This window comes from Herpetosiphon gulosus, from assembly GCF_039545135.1.
Lineage (GTDB): Bacteria > Chloroflexota > Chloroflexia > Chloroflexales > Herpetosiphonaceae > Herpetosiphon > Herpetosiphon gulosus.
The window spans coordinates 1-20,761 of record NZ_BAABRU010000005.1 but is presented as its reverse complement, the minus strand read 5'-3'; the positions used below and the strand labels follow the sequence as shown (position 1 = coordinate 20,761).

The window sequence follows — 20,761 nt, the reverse complement described above, 5'->3', positions numbered from 1 at the left end:
TTGAGCCAGCATGGAGTTTTGCTATAATCAAGCCAACATCGCTAGATTGTCCAAATGTTCAAAGGAGCCAACGAGTGGCACGCACCGCCGATCCTCACCGCCGCGAAGCAATTCTCCGCGCTGCCCGTGAAATTTTTATGGAACAAGGCTACACCAAAGCTCGGATGCTCGATATTGCCGCCCGCGCCGAGATGGCTACTGGCACGCTTTATCTCTATTTTGATTCCAAGCAAACCCTCGCCATGGCGCTGGCTGATTCAGTTTTAGAGGGCTTGACCGAGGTAATTATGCCGATTTTGGCGCTTGAATCAACCCCAACCATGATTCGCGAATGTGTCCAAACGGCGATTCGCTTTTCGCTGCAACATACCGATTTATTCCGTTTATTGGGGCTAGAAGCTGGCTTGAATCTTGAAGCAGAGCAACAACTCCCTGCTCGTCTCCGCTTACACGCCCTCTTGGCCACCGCCTTAGAGCAGCGGATGCAGCAAAACACCATCTACAGCTATCAACCGTTGGCCTTGGCCGAAATTCTGGCGGGCTTAATTGAATGGGTCGTGACGATGGCCATGATTCGCGGTGAAAGTGATGTTAGCCATTACGAACCAACCTTGTTGCAATTTATTGAGCAGGCCTTACTACCACCAAACCCAACCCACTAACCCAGCGTGTTCTAAGCTACGACAACGCCTCAAGCCCAGCCAAATGGGGGATACAAAGTCCTACTGCACAAAAATATCCAGATATGCTATGATAAGGTGCAACCACACCTCAGCCATTAGGTATCCGAACCATGCGTGCATTCTTTACTCCAGCCACATGGCTGATGAAACGCCTAACGTATCCCCAAAAATTTGGGTTATTGAGCTTGGTTTTCGCCATTCCATTAACCTTTTTGCTGAGTGCCCAATTAACCGAAATTCAACGCCAAATTAATTTCACGCAGAGCGAACTGACTGGCACGACCTATTTGCAACCGCTACGTGAAATTATGCAAGATATTATCGAGCAACAATTAATCGCCGAGCGTTATCTTGGCGGTGATCAAGCATTTTTAACCCCACTTTTACTTAAAAACGAAGAGCTTTCCCAAGATCTTGAGGCATTTAAAGCGTTTGATGCGCAATTTCACGATCGCTATGATACTCAAACGCAAGTAACGATCCTGTTTAATGAATGGGAACGGCTGCAAGCCCAATTAACCTTGCGCAGTGTTCCCGATAGCAATGCCGCCCATGATCGCTTAATTCAGGCAGTTCGGGCATGTATGCAGCGTATCGGCGATCAATCAGGCTTAATTCTCGATCCAAACATCGATAGCTATTATTTAATGAATGCCTTGATTGAAACCTTGCCTGCCCATCAGGCTGCTACCGCCCGAGTTGCTGGCGCTGGTGGCAATGCAATTACTCGCGGCACAGTCAGCAGCGAAGAAAAAAACACGCTGACGGTCGTCAATAGCCAACTCCAAGAAACCAATACCAAAATCAACTATAGCTTAGGCGTAGTATTTAGCAATAATGAAAGCTTGCGTCCATTACTGGAAAGTGCAGTCCGCACGTTTATTCAGGCAACCGAAGAATTAAGCTTTCAAATAATTTTGCAAGTGATTCGAGTTGAAACTCCAACGATTGATACGACTATCTTTCGCCAAGAAACTGAACGCACTCTGAATGCGAGCTTTGGCTTGTGGGATCAAACGTCAATTCAGCTTGATAATGTGCTCAATCAGCGGATCAATCAAGCTCAAAATCGCCGAATCTTTTTTATTAGCCTGATCACGCTGCTTGTTCTGCTTGCGATATATCTCTTCTTGGGCTTTTATAGCGCAGTAATGGATACAGTTCGCGCCTTTCAACGGGCCGCTGGTAGCATGCTAACCTCGAATACCTTGAGCAATGTAACAATTGATACTCGCGATGAATTGGGCCAAGTTGCAACTTCCTTCAACTCAATCGCCAGCGCCATGGTCGAATCGAGCAGCCAACGCCAAGCAATCGTTGATCATGCTGCTGAAGCGATTATTACCTACGATCAGCAGGGCATTATTCGCTCAGCCAATCGCGCTGCCGAACGTATTTTGGGTCGCAACGTCGATCAATTAAATATTGCTGACGTGCTGGGAGTCGAATTAGCCAGTATCCAACAACAAACCACAACCTATGAGTTTGATGTGCGCTTGCCAAACAACGAAACTCAACCTGTTGAAATGGTCTTGGGCACAATGCAACTCGGCGAGCAGCAACTCTGGATCGCCTTCCTCCGTGATATTCGCATCCGCCGCCGCACTGAGCAAGAGCGCAATCGGCTGCAAGATGAGATTATTCGTGGTCATGCTGCAGTATTGGCTCGCTTGAGCGCTCCATTAATTCCGCTCAGCGATAATGTGGTCGTTATGCCGTTGGTCGGGGCGCTTGATGGCGAACGACTCCAGCAAATTACCAATAATCTGCTCGAAGGCTTGTCGAACCAACGAGCGCGGGTTGCCTTGCTCGATATGACTGGTGTGCCAAATGTTGATCGTGAGGTTGCCAGCCGTTTGTTACGCGCAGCTCAAGGCATTCGCTTACTCGGTGCAGACCTGATTTTGACCGGAATTCAGCCTGATGTGGCGCAAGCATTAATCAGCGTTGGCGGCGATCTCGGCGATCTCCAGACCTACCCCACCTTGCAACAAGGCATTCGCATGGTGCTGCGCAACCAAGCGTAACCCCAGCCATCCAATCCACGTACCAGCAACGAACCTATCTTAACGCCTCACAAAGCGCTACAATAGAGCTTGACAGTTTAAGGAGAATAAGCTTATGCAACGCTTCTTCCGTAGTTTTCTAGTCGTTATTATGCTGGTGCTTGCAGCTTGTGGCGATGCAGCCCAACAACCTACCTCCACTAATCAAACCAGTGGGCCAGTTGTAGGCGCAAACGATCTACTGATTAGCATCACCTACAGCCCAGAGAAAACCAAATGGCTTGAAGAACGCATCGCCACTTTCAACAATCAAAATGTGCAATCCAACGGCAAACGGGTAATCGTTGAGGGCAAAGAGCTTTCCTCAGGCACAGCCCGCACCCAAATTCGGGCTGGTCAACTTCAGACAACGATCTGGACACCTTCGGCCTCGACTTGGCTGGAAGTATTGAAGAAAGAAAGCAATAATCCCAACATTGCCGAAGCCGATCCCCAATCGTTGGTACTAACACCAGTGGTTATCTCGATGTGGAAACCAATGGCTGAAGCCATGGGCTACCCCGGCAAAGAGGTGGGTTGGTCGGATATGTTGGCGCTGATTCAGGATGCCGAGGGCTGGGGCAAATTTGGTCAACAAGATTGGGGCCGCTTCTCGTGGGGCCACACCGACCCCGACATTAGCACCACCGCGCTTTCAACTGTGCTGGCTGAGTTGTATGCAGCCAACGGCAAAACCAGCGATCTTACGGTCGAAGACATCAATCAAGAAAAAAGCCAACAATTTTTGCGTGATTTAGCTCAAGGCATCAAGCACTATGGCTCGAATACCTTGGTATTTAGCCAAAACATGCAAAAATATGGCATGGCCTATATTTCAGCCTTCCCGATGGAAGAAATTACCCTGATCGATTTCAATAAACAAGCTCCCAATGTGCCGTTGGTGGCAATCTATCCCAAAGAAGGCACGTTTATTCACGATAATCCTTTTATTGTGATGAGCGATGCAACAGCCGATCAAAAAGCCGCTGCTAGCGTTTTCTACGATTTCTTGCTCACAGCCGAAAGCCAAAATTTAGCAATGCAGCAAGGCTTCCGGCCAGCGAACGTTGATGTAGCGTTGGCATCACCATTAACTGCCCAATTCGGCGTAGACCCCAATCAACCACGGAATTCGTTGGCAACCCCACCAGCCGATGTGATTGTGGCCGCCAAAAATGCTTGGGCCAATAATCGCAAGCCAGCCAATATTATGTTGGTGGTCGATAGCTCTGGCTCGATGCGCGACGACGACAAAATGGATCAAGCCAAACTTGGGGTTGAAGTGTTTCTCAATCGCTTGCCAAGCAAAGATAACGTTGGCATGATCGGCTTCTCATCAAGCCCAGCCGTGTTGGTGCCCCTCGCCACGCGCAGCGAAAACATGGCCAATTTGCAAATGCAAACCCAAGGACTCGTGCCCGATGGCAATACCTCGCTCTACGATGCAATTGATTTAGCGCGTCAGGAGCTGGAAAACCTCAAACAACCTGATCGAATTAACGCGATTGTGGTGCTGAGCGATGGCGCTGATACGGCCAGCCAGCTTTCAATCGAGCAAATGCTAGGCAATTTTGGCGAATCGAGCATTCAAATCTTCCCGATTGCCTATGGTGCTGATGCTGAAACTTCAATTTTGCAACAAATTGCCGATTTCTCACGCACAGAATTAGTTCAAGGTAGCACTGGTGATATCGATAAAATCTTCGAGAATTTGAGTCGCTACTTCTAAAACAGAAGCGCGGTGAGGTTGATTCGAACCTCACCGCGCTTGTTTAGCCGAACTAGTTGGCCTAGTAAACAAAGATAATAAAGATAAAGGTGATCACGAAGGCAGCCGCTAGCAAACCAACCCCTAGCCAACTCATAATCCGTGACCAATCGCGGAATACTCGCGCCTCTTCTTCGCTAATGCTATTTTTGAAGCCGAGCAGATGCAGGGTAAACAGATCGCCTGGCAATTCGCCATGTTCCTCAATAATTACTGGCACGCTAGGCGTATCCGCATCGCTATCATTATCATAGAGCTTGATCACATCGCCATCATCAAGCTGTTGACCAATCGTAAATTGTAGCTTGGTTACAGGCACCATATGCGCTACCAAACGTGCCAACACAATCCGCTTATCCTTAGTCACCTCAGTCATGGCTTTTTCAACCAAGCTATCAAGTTTAGGAATTAACGCCCATTCTTTGGGAATCATGCTGAGCGTATAATTACAAACCTCGACTGCTTCACTTTGCAGCACAGCCTCATCAACCGCCGGCAAATCATCGTTGATCTGCCACGTTTGCGGAATGCGTTGCCAATTAAAGGCTTTGCGCTTGACGATCATGCCAATCCCCTGACAATCGGGGCAGACCAAATAGCCTTTACCTTTACAATCGCTACAGGTTTGAACTTCGTTTTCAACAACTTGGGTCGGAGTTTGAACTTTATTGCCATTTGCATCGGTCACATCAACCATCTTTTCGACAGTTTTGGTGATCGTTACCCGACCGTTGCCTTTACATTTTTGACATAAGATATTGCACTTACCAGCACAACGCCCACATTGGCTAACCTGCTCCGAGCCCTTGATTCGATCAACCAAGCCTTCGGTAGCAACGAAATCGGTGATCTCAGGCAGCTTAACGTCCCAAACCCCCAACTCCATCTCACCAGTCATGGGCTGGCGTTCGCGATCAGCCTCTTGCTTAACAAAAGCTTCGCCGCGCAATTCATACAACACATCAAGCTTATAGTAATAAATATTTTGGCTTTGCACGCGATAGAAGGTTGCTAAGCGGCCAATGTTACGGCGGCGAAAGCGTTCACCCATGCTCCAAGCTTCAAGCAAATTGACCAAATGCTCAGGCTGGCTCAAAATCGCGGCCCGTCGATGGGCACGTTTGATATGTTCGGCTTTCAGGTATGGACCAAGATATTCTTCGACGGCGTTTGGTTGGAGACCTTCCGCTTGGAAGGATGGGGCTAGATAGAGCGAGTGGCGCTGCACAGAGACGCTCCCTTCACTGGTAGTCAAGGCAGGATGCTCCGAAAAAATCCGACGTAGCGCCGCACTCGCTTCGGCCACTGTCCGATAGCGCTGAGCGGGATCAACCGATAACAATTTGACCATTATCGGGTCGATGTCAGGCGAAAGACCAACTAACGTCGAGATAGGTGGAAACGATTGAACATTTTCAGGGTCGGCATAATCCAGCGGGTCGGCCCACGGTAGACGGCCAGACAACATCGCATAGAAAATCAAACCAAGCCCAAAAATATCGGATTGAGCATTGACTTCGCGTGCTCCCCGCAGATGTTCAGGCGAGAAATAGCCAGGCGTGCCCATAACTACGCGATTGGTAGTATTACTCTGGGTTTGCGCCGAGCGAGCAATCCCAAAATCGCAAAGCATCGCCTGCTGTAAACCCTGATCAAACAAAATATTGCCAGGCGAAACATCACGATGAATAATCCCTTGGCTATGCGCAAAATCCAAAGCCTCGCCAATTTGGTAAAACACGCTGAGCGCTACATCAGGGCTGAGCCGTTGCTGTGGAGCGGTTTCGAGCATACGCTTCAACGAGCCACCCAGTGCTGCCGCCATCACCGTATAGGCAAATGGCCCTTGCATCCCATGATCATAAATTTCGATAATTTGAGGATGGCGCAGCTTGCTAGTGATTTCGGCCTCACGCTGAAAGCGCTCAACTAGCTCCTCGGTATGATTAAGCAACACCTTAATTGCCACTTGGCGTGGCAAAGCCCGATGCTGACCAAGAAAAACTGCTGCAACCCCTCCCCGATCTAGTTCACGCTCAATCGTATAGTTGCCAAACGTTCGAGGTAGCACGATCCGGCTCCTGTTCAGCAGACAGCTTCAAAAACTCAATCCAAGCGCAGATTATAGCATAGCCGTCCCACATGTGGGGAAGATAGAGCAAAGGATGAAGGATAAAACAAAGAGCATAGAACATAGAACATAAAAATGTATGACGATTGATCCACGAAGAGCACGAAAAGCACAAAGATGCGGCTTTGGGCTATCAGAACAATTGTTAGCATGTCAAAGCAGTGAAAAAGATTTATATCTTCGGGCTAGATATCCAAGCCGACTTCTAATTAGGCTGCATGCAAGGTCGCCACAGCGATACAGCGAACGTTATCGCAATTACATAATAGGTCAAGTGGGCAGCATAAATATCACTCGTTGGGTTGAGGTAAACTGCACGCTGAAACTGTATACATGCTATACTTGAAAAAATCATAATTATCAAACTTCTTTGCGCCTTTACACGAAACTAAGCCTCTTTGTAGTTGGAGGAAAGTGATCATTGAGCGATCTTGAACAACGGCTGAACGATGATCTGAACGGTATTTCCGAAGAATCGGCCAAAGACCTCAACTACAAGCCAACCTACCTGCTGGCTATGTTGCGTGAGCGTGGTGCTCTGGCCACTACGCGCCACCTCCTGCATAAAGAAGGCATCTCGGAAGGTTTCACCAAGCTTTGGGAAGCGAAAAGGCTAGACTTGACGGTAGAGGCAATCGTCCTCAAGCCGGAGTATGCGACCCTGTTTACCGATGCTGAGCGTGCTATCGCCCGTCGCCGGCTAGCCGAAGTCAACTATAGCGCACCATGGGATCAGCCTGCTTCATCGAGTCCCTTGGAACCGACTGATCTCTCCCCATCTAGCGCAATTCAAAGCTCAGACTCGCTGCTCAAAACCAACCAGCATACAGCAACCAAGCCTCCAACAACCAAAATTTTCGACGAGGCCGCGCTAGATGCACTGATTGAGCAATTTAAGCAACGCTATGACTCGTTTGAATCCAGAAGATATTTGGAAGATGAACGCGAGTATAAAATTCACGCGGTAGAAAAACTTCGTAATGTGCTAGAACAACAAGGCTTCAAGCAGCTGATCGAGGCCGATAATATCGAAGAAGCTCACATCCAAATCAGGCGAGCAATGAGCGGCAACAACCTGCTCAACCAATGGGATGTGCGACCGATACTTGATGGGGAGCCCTCAACGCTAGTTCGCGCGATGTATGAGTTGCTCTATGGCAACACTCCATTCGACCAGCGTTTCGAAGCGTGGATCGCCGGGTTGAGTCAAACCAATGCTAAATGCTGGCCAAGTGCGACCTATCACCTGATGCTTCACGATCCAGCACAACATATCTTCGTTAAACCGATGCCGTTCCGTGCGCTGATCAAGCAAATTAAGCCCTCGATAAACTGGCAAACCCATCCGACTGCCGCCGCCTACCAGCAGCTTCGCGAGCTAAGCGCCGCAATCCTTGATCGACTACAGTCGCTTGGAGCACGCGACATGATTGATGTCCAATCATTTATCTGGATCGTCCAGCAGGAGCCTAGCTCAGCTGCCGAGAACGACAGCGACGATCAGGACGATAACAACGAGCATCCAACAGCTAAGTTGAGCCTAGCACAATGGCGGGAACAGATTGATACCACCCATCCGCTGGCGTTACACATCGCTGCCGAATATCCCGAATGGCTAGAACAAGAATTCGGGCTGCGGATCGAATTTCGTCCGGGCAATCGGCAAACCTTCTGGGTGCTGATTAATGGCCGCTGGATGCAACGCGGTCGGATCAATAAGCGCGGCGGTATGTGGATGTGGCTCCGCGACCTCTCAGTGGAAGACCAGCAATACCTACACTTCGAACTTGAAGACCCGACCACGCTCCAAGATCGTATGTTGCGAGCAACCGTTGGACAGCGTTTCATCCTCAATAGCAAGGAAGACTACCAACTACTCCAAGAGATCACCCGACGTATGGTCAAGCGCTCGCTGGATGAACTCTGGCAAGTTACCGATAATAGCCCCACCTTTGTGGTCATCCATAGCCGCGACTGGGGTTCACAGGTCTATGGCGAAACTTATGCCTACACCAACTATGCTAGTGGCGCACATCGCCAGCTTACCAATGCGCTGAAGGCTTTTCAGAACGGTGGTCCAGCAGTTCGTTTGATCATCTATCGGCCCGCTCCTCACTATGCATTCACCGCATGGGCCGAGGTTGTAGAGGTAACCGAGGCCCAAGGGCAACGTACCAACGAAACGCTCTACACCCTAACCTTGGATCAGCGCGAGTTTCCCGTACCACTTAATCTCAAGGGCAACGGCAAAGCCCTCATCAACCAGTTGGAGTGGCTGAACAAGGGGCTAGTGGTCGCTTTCAACGGCCAGAGCATCCGTCCAATTTCGCTCGAGAATTTACGCACGATTATTGAGGCCGCCCAAACGGCGACGGAGGCAACGATGAGCCTTGACGATGCAGCCTACACAATCCTAAGCAAAGCTAGCGGCAGCCCGCTCGATATCAACGATATCTTGAATCGAGCCAAACAACGTAAGCTTATCGCCGCCAACGTTACAACCACGGCCCTATCCAGCGCCATGAGCAGCGATGATCGTTTCAACCGCCAAGGCAATAGTTTGTGGCAGCTCGTACCAACGATCGAGCCAGATAGCACAACCGACAACAGCGAGTCTTTCAGCGAAGTCGATGAATCTGTGCACAAGTTGGGGAAAGAACTCCGCTTCTGGCGCATTCACCAACCACGTTCCTACTGGGAGGATTCCCGTCAGCACAATGTCGTTGCCATCGGTTTCATCGATAATCCTAATAGCACCAGCGTCAACTATTTTCGCTCGATTAAGGTAGGCGATCGCATCGTCGCTTATGTCCAAAACGGCAACATCGGCGGATTCGGGGTGGTCACCAGCCCCTTCGACGAGCATGATCCGCTGGCCGGAACCCCAGCGGGGCTGTTCGGCGGCACGTTGCAGCGGCGGCTGCGTGTAGCATGGTCGGATCTGCCAGCAACTCCGACCAATGTGGCAACAATGCTTAATGAGCAGCACCAACCACTCTACAACAAAATCGTGAACCCCCATACCGTGCGCCCATTAACGAGGGAAGATTATGTTGTCCTGCTCACCCTCAGCGAGGCCGTTGATCCAGCGCCACGCAACGAGTCTCGGCTACCCAACATTTGGAGTAGTTTGGCCTCGTATCGCGACTTCGTTAGCGATCTAGAAGATCATTCCTATAGTGCCAATAGCCTACTACAGGCGGCCAAGGATGAGAATGATCACTTACCCGCTGACCTAGATGGCGAGGCGCTGGCCGAGGCATTGGGTCAGTTGCGACTGCTAACCGTCGCTGAACCAGGGCAGTATCGTCGCCAAGACTATGCCACAGGGAATAGCGACACGCTATTGCGGCTGATGGTGCTGGCTCTGCTGATTCCGATCGAGGGTACTGCCGACCAGTACACTTTGCCTGCGCGGATGATCTTCCAACGTCACCACGCCGCTCCGATGCCACAGTCAATCAGTGACTTCGCCCCTGAGTTGGGCGATGACAATCGCAAATTGTTGACTTGGTATTCGCAGGCCGGGCTGGTCGAAATGGGACAGACCGACTGGCGCTGGAGCGACGATGTGTTCGATACGTCGGATGAGGAGGATGCCGCCAGCCGGATGTACTCCGACTTTCTGCGCACCCTGCTCGATGACATCAACGGCCAACTCAAAACCGATATCGACCATGCCAACGGACCGCTGCCAGTGGCTGCCAACCACGAGGCCGGTCTGCGCACACTAGGCGAAGATATGCTGATCGACGACCAGATTCTACGCCGCATCTATCGTTCGCTGATGGCTGGGCGCAATATTGTGCTGAGTGGGCCACCTGGCACTGGAAAAACCGAGCTGGCCAAACGATTGCCAACCCTGCTCTGGGAGGAGCCACAACAGCACTTCACCCGACTAACCACAAGCCTAGAGCAAACACCAGTCGAGCAGATAACCGTTCATCGCAAAGGTTACAATCCGATTATCGTCACTGCAACTGAGGACTGGGGCGTGCGCGACATTATTGGCGGTATCGCGCCACGGCTGAACAGCGATAATGGCAGCCTTGCCTACGATATCCAATATGGCCACCTGACCCAAGCCTTACTGCGTCACTACGCTGACACCGATAACGGTCACCGACCACCAACGACCGATGGCTACAACCGCCGTGATTACGTTGAAGATGGCCAGCGCTATCGCGGTGTCTGGCTGGTGATCGATGAATTCACTCGTGCACCAGTTGATGCCGCCTTCGGTGGCTTGCTAACGATGCTCGGTGGTGGAAACAACGCCAGACTCAATGTTCCATCGGGGGATTTTGGCTCAATATCCATCCCACTGCCAGCCGACTTCCGCATCATCGGCACGCTCAACTCGTTCGATCGCCACTTTCTCAGCCAGATGAGCGAAGCAATCAAGCGGCGCTTCGACTTCATCGACGTACTACCTCCATCAGCAACCTACACTCGCTACGAACGCGGCATCGCTGCCCGTACAGCCCTGAATCGGCTGCAGGAGCAAGGATTTAGCGAGATCATAGCCCTGCCACGCGCCAACGGACGAATGGCCTATCAATACGGTGATGTTTTGATTGAGCCAGTCAGCGACGAGCAAGGTGCTCCACGCTACGAGCTAAACGCCAGTGGTGCAGCAGCAGCAGCCCTCGATTCGTTCTGGCGGCTGTTCGAGGTGATTCGCATCTTCCGGCAGCTTGGCACAGCCCAAGCAATCGCCATCTATACCAACATCTTTGCTGGCATGTTGGTCAATATGAGCTGGCCCCATGCGCTTGACACTGCCCTTGCCGATTCACTGGTTGATCAACTTCAGGTCATGACCCGCGATGAGCAGCGGATCGTGCGGGACTATGTGAAAACAGCCGATACTCCTGCGCTAACCAAGGCGATCAATGCAACCATTCATACCTTACCAGCCAATCGCCGACCCGAAATCTATGCTCTGCTGCACGAGGTAGACGAAGCTCGCAACGGCACAAGCGATATCGGCCAGACCATCACAGAGGCGCAAACTCAACGCTTGTTCAAACCCGGCATGCTGGCACTGCCAACTAATAGCGTCTTTTTACGCCGCCTGAGCCACTTAATCAGCGAGCGAGGGCTATAGCCATGGCGCAGCCAACGGTTGCCGAACGTGAAGCCTTTATCTGGATGCAGGGCAGAATGGTCGAATTGTTGATGCGCTATGATGCTCAGCGATTTGCCGAAACTTTCGGCGAGCAAATTGCTGAGCAAGAGCGCTTCGAGCATCCGCTTCTGGAGCAATACCGCCGTCTGGCAGTGCTTTTCTACTTGCGCGACGAACTCTTTGAGACCATTCTGCCGCGAATCAAACGACGACTGAGCGTGGCCTCACCACGCGAGGTTCAGGTCGAGGAACTACCACCACGCGGGCGCATTGACTGGGCGCGAACCATAGCTGCAACATGGGCAAATCGGCCTGGCGAACTACCACTCGATGTTCACACGCGCCAGCGGCGGCGACATTTCGCCACCCCCGAAAACCTGCTTACGGTGGCGACGCTGCTCGAATACCGCATGGCCGTTCAGCATTTGCTTGCTGTAGAGATTGCCCGCGACGATATGCAGGCGCTGCGCCATCCGCTCAACGAAATCGTCGATACCTGCACCCGCGAGCTAGTATTCCCACAATTCGTTGGCTTGATCAATGCCGCCGAAGAGATTCTCTCTGGTTATAGCTCTCAAACCATTGACGAGCTTGAACGAAGCATTGCGGAGCAGCAGATCCCCGGGCGCAATAGCGCTTATGATGATCTATTAATTTGGCGGCATAAGTTGGCTTCGCTACGCTTGCTTGATCGCACACACAACGACGAGCCGCTGACCATGCTTGGCTCCAGCCCCAGCCGCGACAATTACCTCTATCAGATGTGGATTTTCTATGAATTGGCAGCGTTCTTGGAATACAAAGGCATTGAGGTTAAGTGGGAAGATAGGCCCAATGCTTCTAACACCCGCCGCCACACCCTAAGCTTTGATTGGGGAACTGAGCCAGTCAAGTACCGCATGACCCACGACCTGGAGATTCCAATCTGGTGGGAAGATGTGCCGCCGTTACAGATCAACAAAAATAGCGCTCCGCGCGTCCGTCCAGATTTCTATATCACCCGTATAGAACCACAACAGGTCGTCGATGGCGCAACCAAGATCTGGCAGGAACCTGGTTATATGCTCGATGCCAAATACTACAAACCTCATACGTCAGCGCAAGCAGCATCAGACCCACTCAAACGCATGATTGCCGATCTCAATCTAACTGGTGGACGGCATGGGGCGCTCCTCTTTGCATTTCTTCAGGCCGCTGAACCCAAATCAAGGCCAGCATTCGCTGGAGATGATGATCAAGCTCATCAGGAAACTAGAGAGGCGGAGCAACCAAAGCTCGATCAGCCACTGTCTGACCAAAACTTGTTTAAACCACTCTACCAGATCCAACCACTTGCGACCATCCAACCAAGTGCGCCCGATATGCGCGTGTTGCTTTGGCAAGCTCAGCCGCAGTTCGCTATGGATAATCAACAACTTCATCAGCTGTTCGAAACCCTGCTTGCTCATGTTCACAAACAACTCAGTCAGAGGGTTGCGGTGCGCTGCCACGGTGTATTCCTCGATCAACTCAGCACCAATGCCCATGGCCAGATTGCCTCAATTGCAGGGTTGGTGCAACGCGACGGTCAGCAACTGGCAGGTTCATTGGATGATTTGCTGCTATGTCCAAAGCCGCATATCGCGCCTTGGCGCGTCGATCTAGTCCATGTAGATGATTGCTGTAACAATGCTATGGTCTGTCACATCAAAGGGATGGACAGAGTTCAGCCTCCACGCCGCCTCGTTGAATTACAGGATGTCATCGATACAATTAAGGCAACACGTGACTCAACCAAGACACCCAATCAAGAAATTCTGGAGACAGCGACTACACAGGTGCGGATGGTCGTCAAACGCTATCAGCAATTTATCCAGCCCAACTTGGCCGATTATTTGGCTTGGCTCCGCAATCGCCTAGAAATTGATGATCTATTTGATGAAACACCGCTGTTTGATTCTAATAGTCGCGAGACGCTAGCGCTGGCACGGTTTCTGTGGGAACAGACCGAGCAACTGCGTGCCGCCAATTTTGCAGGGCCAACCCTGCTTTTCACTGGCGTGTTAGAACTCATCACCCGAAATACCCTCTATCGCGTCACACCTGTGTTGTACGGAACCAACGGCAAGGAACTAATGCAAACGCTTGGTACGCTTGGCAACGCCAAATTTTACGGCGGTCAGACATTCCTTACTCTTGAGAAGCATATCGTGAACAATGGCCATTGGAATGCCAATATTGCACCCGGCCAGCAACTTCCATTTACCAAATGGATCGATATGTTAAGTCAGATCGTCAGCATCCGCAACCAAGCTGCTCACGAGGCGATGGTCAGCAAGCACAACTTTGAAACGCTGATCCAGCATTATTTTGGTAGCCTTAGATATGGTTATGGCCTACTGAATGGGTTACTCCTCGCCTGGAAACCTTAGCCATTCTGAATCTGCTAAAAGCCAAGAAACTGAAATCTCAAAAGGCAGAATGAGCCACGAAGCCCACAAAGAACATGAAGTAATTACTCTTTGTGCGCTTCGTGTCCTTCGTGACTCAAAATCGGGCTTCCAATTGGGCAGAATGCGGATTAACCCTTAAAATCAGCTATTGAACTGAGTCGCAACTCACAACATATCAGCTAGAATGGCCATGACTTAGCACGAAAGATTCGATCATGCCTGAATTTGCCTATAATATCCGTCAATATTATCCCCAGCAACGCCAAGAACTGTTGCAGGTGATCGCCCAAATTGAAACGTATCCTAATGCTGCTGAACGAGTATTGACCAAAGCCAACTTGATTATGCTGCATTGCGATCAGGTTGATCCGCATACGGCCATGATTGTGAAGCAAGAATTATTGGCGCTCGATGGCGATGCCTTAGTCAGCCCACACGTCTACCTAGGCCAAAGTACGCAGCCAACTAATGTATTGGCGTGGGCCAATGAACGCTCGTGGCGAACCTTATGTGGCAAGTTTCAAGCGATTCCGTTGCCTGCCTTGCAAGCCTTAGCTCAACAAATTGGCGCGTTATTGCTACACAATCAAGCGCGGGGCAGCCTCAAACTTGGTGCAACTCAATGGGATTGGGGTCGAAAAACCTTGGTCATGGGCATTGTCAATGTCACCCCCGATTCCTTCTCCAACGATGGCTTGTTTGAGGCGGGAACCAGCCAAATTCAGCAGCAAGCGCTGGAGTTTGCCGCTGCAGGAGCCGATATTTTGGATATTGGTGGCGAATCGACACGGCCTGGAGCTAGCAGTGTGAGCATCGAGCAGGAGATTGCGCGGGTTGTCCCGGCGATTCAAGCAATTCGCCAAGTTTGCCAATTACCAATTTCGATTGATAGCTACAAAGCCGAAGTTGTCGCGGCTGCGCTTGAGGCTGGCGCAAATGTGGTTAATGATATTTGGGGCTTACGCCAAGCTGATGGTAGTTGGAATATGGCGCTGGCACAGCTGGTGGCACAAGCCCAAGTCCCAATCATTTTGATGCACAATCGAGTCAGCACGGTTGAACAATTTGCCCATGGCACAAATTACGCTGCTAGCGAATATGGCGATATTATCGGCGAGGTTTGTGCTGAATTACGCCAGAGCATCGAGTTGGCGCTGCAAGCAGGCATCGCCAACGATTTGATTGTGCTTGACCCAGGCATTGGTTTTGGCAAAAGCCCTGAGCAAAATCTACAAATATTACGTCAACTACGCACAATTGCCAGCTTAGGCTACCCCTTGTTGGTTGGCACTAGCCGAAAATCCATGATTGGGATAACATTAAACCGACCTGTTGAGCAACGACTCTGGGGTACAGCCGCCACCGTGGCCTATGCAATTCAAGCAGGAGCCGATATTGTGCGGGTGCACGATGTTGCCGCAATGGTCGATGTTTGTCGAATGACCGATGCCTTAATTCGTCACGAAGGATAAGCTATGCAACAAGCGCAAACACAGCGCCAACCCTCCCGACTGTTTACCATGGCTATAATTGGGCTAGCCGTGTTTGTGGTAGCGGCAATTTTGCTGATTGGAGTCGCCCAAGGTGGCCAAAATGTAATCACCTTGGCGGTTCCGGCTTTTATGGCGGGAGTTTTATCATTCCTCTCGCCCTGTACCTTGCCAGTATTACCAGCCTACTTTGCATGGACATTTGGCATTAATAGTGCGGGTGCTGAAAGCCTTGCCCAAAAACGCCAACGCACAGTCATCTCATCGTTAGCATTTTTTGCTGGCTTGGCAACTACAATGGTGGTGTTGGGCATGGCGATTACTGCCACCAGCCAAGCGATTCGTGGCATTTCATCCAACAAAGATTTGTTTGCCCAAATTGGCGGGGTGATTATCATTGTTATGGGTGTGATGAGCATTTTCGGAATTGGCTTTACCGGAGCGAATATCAAACGTAGCTCTAGCGCCACTGTTGGCAGCGCCTATCTGTATGGATTAACCTTTGCCCTCGGTTGGACGGCTTGTATTGGGCCAATTCTTGGGGCAATTTTGACCCTATTGATCTCAACTGGCGCTTCGATTATTGCTGGCGCAACGTTGACCTTTATCTATGTGCTTGGATTGGCCTTGCCCTTGATGATCGTGGCAACCTTCTTCAACAAACTTGGCCAAGGCTCCAAGGGCTGGAAGATTCTGCGTGGGCGGGCTTTAGAATTTAATCTTGGCAAGCGCGTCGTGATTTTACACTCCACCAGCGTGATCAGCGGTATTTTGTTGATTGCCGTGGGGATTTTGCTGGTAACTGGCCAAATGAGCACACTGAACGATATTGCCCTCGACAACCCAATTAGCAAATGGGCCAACAACGTGCAATATGATATCCAAACCTTCTTCACTGGCGAGTAAGTAGTCACCCTCATCGCTTGGTCTGCTCTTTCAAGGGTAAGGTTTTAACCAAATCATTGACGATTAACATTCATCGGTGATCACCACCCTTCCGTCCCGCCTCAAGGCGGGAAACGCCGGGGGCTTTAATCCCCCGGCACCCCCTAAAGTGCAATGAGGGCAGACAGACATCGCTCGATAAAACAACGGATCATTGGTGCTAGCGGAACATAGGGAAACACTTAAAACAATTCATACATCACATTGATTGGATCACGATCATCATCATCGGGGGCGATATTGACTGGCCGCACATAGCCGCGCAAATACAAATATTCAACGAATGCTCCCACTTTTTCGATGCCTAATAACTGATCGTAGCCCTGCAAGCCTCGATACATGGCGGCGCTAAGCTGGGCTACAGTTTGCGGCTGGGCCTTGAGCAAATCGCTAATCCGATCGATTTTACGTTGATTAGAAGCGAAAATTTGCTCCAAACGCTGGGCTAAGTTTTCGATTGGCTGCTCGTGGCCGCCTAAGGTCAATTCAATGCCAGTGAGTTTAGCTACTTGGTGCAAGCCACTAATATAATGCTCCAAACCTGTACCTGGGGTAATCATTTCGGGCGCAAGATGCGGAGCGGTTCGCGCCAAAATATGATCAGCACTAAACAACACCTCATCCAAACGCAAACAAACTTGGCCCGGGCAATGGCCAGGTGTGTAAATAACCTCAAACAAATTGCAAAGCCGATCGCCATCTTCAAAAGTTTGCTCAATTGGCTGAGGCCGAAAGGCATCTTTATTATGCAAATACATGCCCATCAAATGCTGATGTTGCTCAGCCGAAACCCCAGCATGGCGCAAAAAGCGACTTAACGCCTTGGAAGCAAACAACAAGCGCCCATCATAATTGGTAATCACCCGCCGATCGGCAATGTGGATAGCGGTTGGGGCTTGGGTAAATTGCCGGATAAAGGCCAAACCGCCAAAATGATCAATATGGGCATGGGTCAGAATAATCTGATTAACATCGGCTAAACTCAGCTTTTCGCCCCATTGAGCTTGAATTGCTGCAAAGCCTGCGACGAGATCATTATTGGAATTACCATGACCAGAGCCAGTATCGATCAAACAGACCAAACCATCGGCGACAACCAGATACACATTGGCATAAAATTGAGGAAAAACCTCTACAGGAAGGCTGTAGATGCGTACCCCAGTGTGCGTTTCAAATCGTAAAACACGCTGCTCCACAGAGACCTCCTTCTGTTGCGAGGCCAATTGTACCGCACCCAAGGCGGGCTGTCTCGTGGTATGATGCAAGTAAGGCAATCGCACCATCAATACTAGAAATCTGAGGATTGTTATGTTGGAACTGCAAGTTGGTGTTGCAAAAATTGGCAAGTATGCCACTCCAGAAAGCGGCGACACCCTTGAGATGATCGAACGACCGCATGGCGGATTTTCGTTTGTATTAGCCGATGGGCAAGGTAGTGGGCGAGGAGCCAAGACCCTGAGTAACCTTGTAACCACTAGGGCAATTTCAATGCTTAAAGATGGAGCACGCGATGGTGCTGTTGCTCGCGCGGTTCACGATTACCTGTATGCCTATCGTCATGGGCAAGTCTCAGCAACGCTTAATATACTTTCAGTAGATCTTTCAGCGCGAAGTGTGTTAGTATCAAGAAATAACCCTTGCCCATTTTATGTCATCGATGAGCAGGGGATGACGACCTACAACGAGCCATCGACACCAATTGGGCTCTACTCGATGACCAAACCAGTCATCACCAAAATTAGCTTACGGCCTTATGTATATGTGGTGGTATTTACCGATGGCATTCTGCATGCAGGCCGCCGCTATAACGAAAGTATTGAGCTAGACAACTATCTTGGCAATTTTAATGTTCGCCAAGGACGAACAGCCCAAGAAGTTACCGATGATTTACTAGGACGTGCCGTGGAACTTGATCAAAATCGACCGAACGACGATATGAGCGTGATCGTGATGGCCGCCTTACCGATGGAGTCGGAAAATAAAGTTCGCCGCATGACCGTGTGTTTTCCGGTCGAACGAGCCTAATTCACAGGCTTCATCGTTACCAAGCTGGCGGTCAGCAGATACGCTGAAAGGAACCGCCGATGGGTAATCAAGCTGAAACAGTGGTAATTGTGGGGCCATGTGCCGCAGGTAAATCAACCTTACGCCAAGGGTTGGAAACCTATGGAATCCAAGTGCGAGTAATCGCCCAAGAACATTCGGGCATTCGCGGGCTTTGGCGCAAACATCAAGCCAACTATTTAATTTATCTTGATGTAGATTTACCAGCCGTGCATGAACGTGGCCGACCCAGTTTCCCTGCTTGGTTGCACAACCAGCAGCAACAGCGTTTACAAGAAGCGCGAGCTGCTGCCGATATTTACCTCGATACAACCAAACATTCGATCAACGATGTACTAAGTCGGGTACTTTCGACGATCAACCGCTAAACTACGAAGCCTACTTGATTAATCGTAATGATTAACGAGTAGGCTTGGCGGTTTAGGCCGCAAATCCAGTATAATCCTCATATTCAGCCGTTAACGCTTAGCGAGGATTACGATGCTCAAAGCCCTTAAAAATTGGTTGCTTCAACAAAATTATCTAACTCTGATTGCATTTATATTGATTTTTGCAATGAGTGCCTGTATGAATTTTGGCAGCGATACATGGTGGCTCTTGCGTACAGGTCAAGATATTTTTCAACAAAAAAGTATTATTACCAGCGATCTCTATAGCTGGACAAACCTCAATGCCGATTGGCCAAATCATGAGTGGCTAACCCAGTTATTGATGTATCTTATTTATTCAATCGGTGGGCTGAGCTTATTGGTGATCGTATTTGCATTATTAGTAACGCTTACATGGTTAATTATCTATCGAATAAGCCCAACTGGTTCTAAATTAACTCTCTTCTTAATCACCTTAGGTATTATTGATAATATTAATGCTTGGAGTATTCGGCCACAAATTATCTCATTTTTTCTATTTATCAGTTTAATTGTACTGATTCGCCAGCCAAAGCTGCATTGGTGGATTGTACCGTTTATGTTAGTTTGGGCAAATTTGCATGCTGGATTTGTGATTGGGATTGTGCTGCTTGGGCTGGTTGGCATTGCTGCGTTAATCAAACGTGAGGCAATTATCCATTGGCTACTGATTGGTACTGTATCAGTTATTGCAACCTTGGCAAATCCACATGGCTATAAGCTTTGGCTTTTTACGCTTAACTCTTTAGATAGTAGTACTTATAGTTTTATTGAAGAATGGCGTAGCCAAAGTATCACAAGTATCAATAGTTATCCATTCTTCTTGTTAGTTGGTTTAGTTGGGGTTATTTGGTATAGAAAGCGCTTCAAGCCAAGCACGAGTTACGATTGGTTTTTGCTCTTGGCAACCATGCTATTTGGCTTTATGGCATTTCGTTCAGTGCGTCAAAGTATCTTTTTTGATGGCTTAGCAGTTTTATGTCTAGCTCAAATGTTAGCGCCCAAGCAAGCAATTACTGTTAAATCCAGTAAAGTTGAGCCAATAGAATTGGGTTTAGTTGGCATCACCAGCATCATTGCCATCCTATTAGTGTTTTTTGTCTGGAACCAACGCCAACCGCTGCTTTCCGAGCCAATTCTAACAGCATTGAAGCAATGCCCTAGCAATATGTATAATAGCTATGATATTGGTGGCGAATTAATCTGGTTCCTGCCCCAAAAGCCCGTATTTATTGATAACCGCTTTGATCCGTATAGCCGTGATTTTATCCAAACCAACGTTGCGATGGAAAACACTGGTGATTATCAAGCAGTATTTAATCAATATACAATTGGCTGTGCGATTGTAGAAAATAAGAGCCGCTTAGCCCAAGCACTTCAACGTGATGGCTGGCAACTGCAAACCAATAATCTCAGTTACAGCGTCTTCTATCAACCATAAGTCCAAATCAAAAAGCCATGGATGTACGATCCATGGCTTTTCGATCATTACGATGCTAAAAACAAAAGACTCCGTTGGATTACCAACGGAGTCTTTATGGAGCGGTACGCATCCTCCTACGTTCCCACAGCGGGTGCTGCAGTAGCCTCGGTGTGTGTCGCGTTCACGGCCTGGTTCGGGATGGAGCAGCGTGGGGCACAACCACCTCGACACGTACCAATTTG

At 49.6% G+C, this 20,761-nt stretch carries 12 protein-coding genes; 10 read left to right on the top strand and 2 right to left on the bottom strand.

Features of this window, described 5'->3' with window-relative positions; translation table 11 throughout:
- The first annotated feature begins 74 nt into the window (after nucleotides 1-74).
- From ABEB26_RS07750 to ABEB26_RS07740, 3 genes are all read left to right on the top strand, one after another.
- Complete coding sequence (locus ABEB26_RS07750) at nucleotides 75-662, top strand: TetR/AcrR family transcriptional regulator (RefSeq protein ID WP_345721397.1); 588 nt, start codon at nucleotides 75-77, stop codon at nucleotides 660-662.
- Between the two features lie 131 nt (nucleotides 663-793).
- On the top strand, nucleotides 794-2,710 hold the full coding sequence (locus tag ABEB26_RS07745) for an STAS domain-containing protein (protein ID WP_345721396.1): 1,917 nt from the start codon (nucleotides 794-796) through the stop codon (nucleotides 2,708-2,710).
- 94 nt (nucleotides 2,711-2,804) lie between these two features.
- The gene (locus tag ABEB26_RS07740; RefSeq protein WP_345721395.1) at nucleotides 2,805-4,457 is read left to right on the top strand and encodes an extracellular solute-binding protein; all 1,653 of its coding nucleotides are present in this window, start codon (nucleotides 2,805-2,807) and stop codon (nucleotides 4,455-4,457) included.
- A gap of 61 nt (nucleotides 4,458-4,518) precedes the next feature.
- Here ABEB26_RS07740 and ABEB26_RS07735 read toward each other — a convergent pair whose 3' ends face one another.
- Entirely contained in the window at nucleotides 4,519-6,567 is a 2,049-nt protein-coding gene (locus tag ABEB26_RS07735; protein WP_345721394.1) for a protein kinase domain-containing protein, read from the bottom strand.
- A gap of 481 nt (nucleotides 6,568-7,048) precedes the next feature.
- On the opposite strand from ABEB26_RS07735, the gene ABEB26_RS07730 reads away from it, so the two are divergent.
- From ABEB26_RS07730 to ABEB26_RS07715, 4 genes are all read left to right on the top strand, one after another.
- A complete protein-coding gene (locus ABEB26_RS07730) occupies nucleotides 7,049-11,737 on the top strand; it encodes an AAA family ATPase (RefSeq protein WP_345721393.1) in 4,689 nt (1,562 codons plus the stop codon).
- A gap of 2 nt (nucleotides 11,738-11,739) precedes the next feature.
- Nucleotides 11,740-14,169 (top strand): hypothetical protein, encoded by a 2,430-nt coding sequence (locus ABEB26_RS07725; protein ID WP_345721392.1) that lies wholly within the window; start codon nucleotides 11,740-11,742, stop codon nucleotides 14,167-14,169.
- A gap of 236 nt (nucleotides 14,170-14,405) precedes the next feature.
- Complete coding sequence (gene folP, locus ABEB26_RS07720) at nucleotides 14,406-15,662, top strand: dihydropteroate synthase (RefSeq protein WP_345721391.1); 1,257 nt, start codon at nucleotides 14,406-14,408, stop codon at nucleotides 15,660-15,662.
- A gap of 3 nt (nucleotides 15,663-15,665) precedes the next feature.
- Entirely contained in the window at nucleotides 15,666-16,586 is a 921-nt protein-coding gene (locus ABEB26_RS07715; protein ID WP_345721390.1) for a cytochrome c biogenesis CcdA family protein, read from the top strand.
- A 221-nt stretch (nucleotides 16,587-16,807) separates the two neighbouring features.
- Here ABEB26_RS07715 and ABEB26_RS07710 read toward each other — a convergent pair whose 3' ends face one another.
- Entirely contained in the window at nucleotides 16,808-17,821 is a 1,014-nt protein-coding gene (locus tag ABEB26_RS07710; protein ID WP_345721389.1) for an MBL fold metallo-hydrolase, read from the bottom strand.
- Between the two features lie 112 nt (nucleotides 17,822-17,933).
- Here ABEB26_RS07710 and ABEB26_RS07705 point away from each other — a divergent pair, with 112 nt between their 5' ends.
- The 3 genes from ABEB26_RS07705 (at nucleotide 17,934) to ABEB26_RS07695 (ending at nucleotide 20,537) form a co-directional block, all read left to right on the top strand.
- Nucleotides 17,934-18,650, top strand: a complete 717-nt coding sequence (locus ABEB26_RS07705; RefSeq protein ID WP_345721388.1) for a PP2C family protein-serine/threonine phosphatase — start codon at nucleotides 17,934-17,936, stop codon at nucleotides 18,648-18,650.
- A gap of 59 nt (nucleotides 18,651-18,709) precedes the next feature.
- Nucleotides 18,710-19,057, top strand: a complete 348-nt coding sequence (locus ABEB26_RS07700; RefSeq protein WP_345721387.1) for a hypothetical protein — start codon at nucleotides 18,710-18,712, stop codon at nucleotides 19,055-19,057.
- Between the two features lie 199 nt (nucleotides 19,058-19,256).
- Entirely contained in the window at nucleotides 19,257-20,537 is a 1,281-nt protein-coding gene (locus ABEB26_RS07695; protein WP_345721386.1) for a hypothetical protein, read from the top strand.
- Nucleotides 20,538-20,761 lie beyond the last annotated feature (224 nt).

Bases quoted from the DNA above. Each gene is read 5' to 3' on its own strand.
- ABEB26_RS07745 (WP_345721396.1), top strand. From the start codon at position 794: ATGCGTGCATTCTTTACTCCAGCCACATGGCTGATGAAACGCCTAACG.
- ABEB26_RS07740 (WP_345721395.1), top strand. From the start codon at position 2,805: ATGCAACGCTTCTTCCGTAGTTTTCTAGTCGTTATTATGCTGGTGCTT.
- ABEB26_RS07725 (WP_345721392.1), top strand. From the start codon at position 11,740: ATGGCGCAGCCAACGGTTGCCGAACGTGAAGCCTTTATCTGGATGCAG.
- folP (WP_345721391.1), top strand. From the start codon at position 14,406: ATGCCTGAATTTGCCTATAATATCCGTCAATATTATCCCCAGCAACGC.
- ABEB26_RS07715 (WP_345721390.1), top strand. From the start codon at position 15,666: ATGCAACAAGCGCAAACACAGCGCCAACCCTCCCGACTGTTTACCATG.
- ABEB26_RS07705 (WP_345721388.1), top strand. From the start codon at position 17,934: ATGTTGGAACTGCAAGTTGGTGTTGCAAAAATTGGCAAGTATGCCACT.
- ABEB26_RS07700 (WP_345721387.1), top strand. From the start codon at position 18,710: ATGGGTAATCAAGCTGAAACAGTGGTAATTGTGGGGCCATGTGCCGCA.
- ABEB26_RS07695 (WP_345721386.1), top strand. From the start codon at position 19,257: ATGAATTTTGGCAGCGATACATGGTGGCTCTTGCGTACAGGTCAAGAT.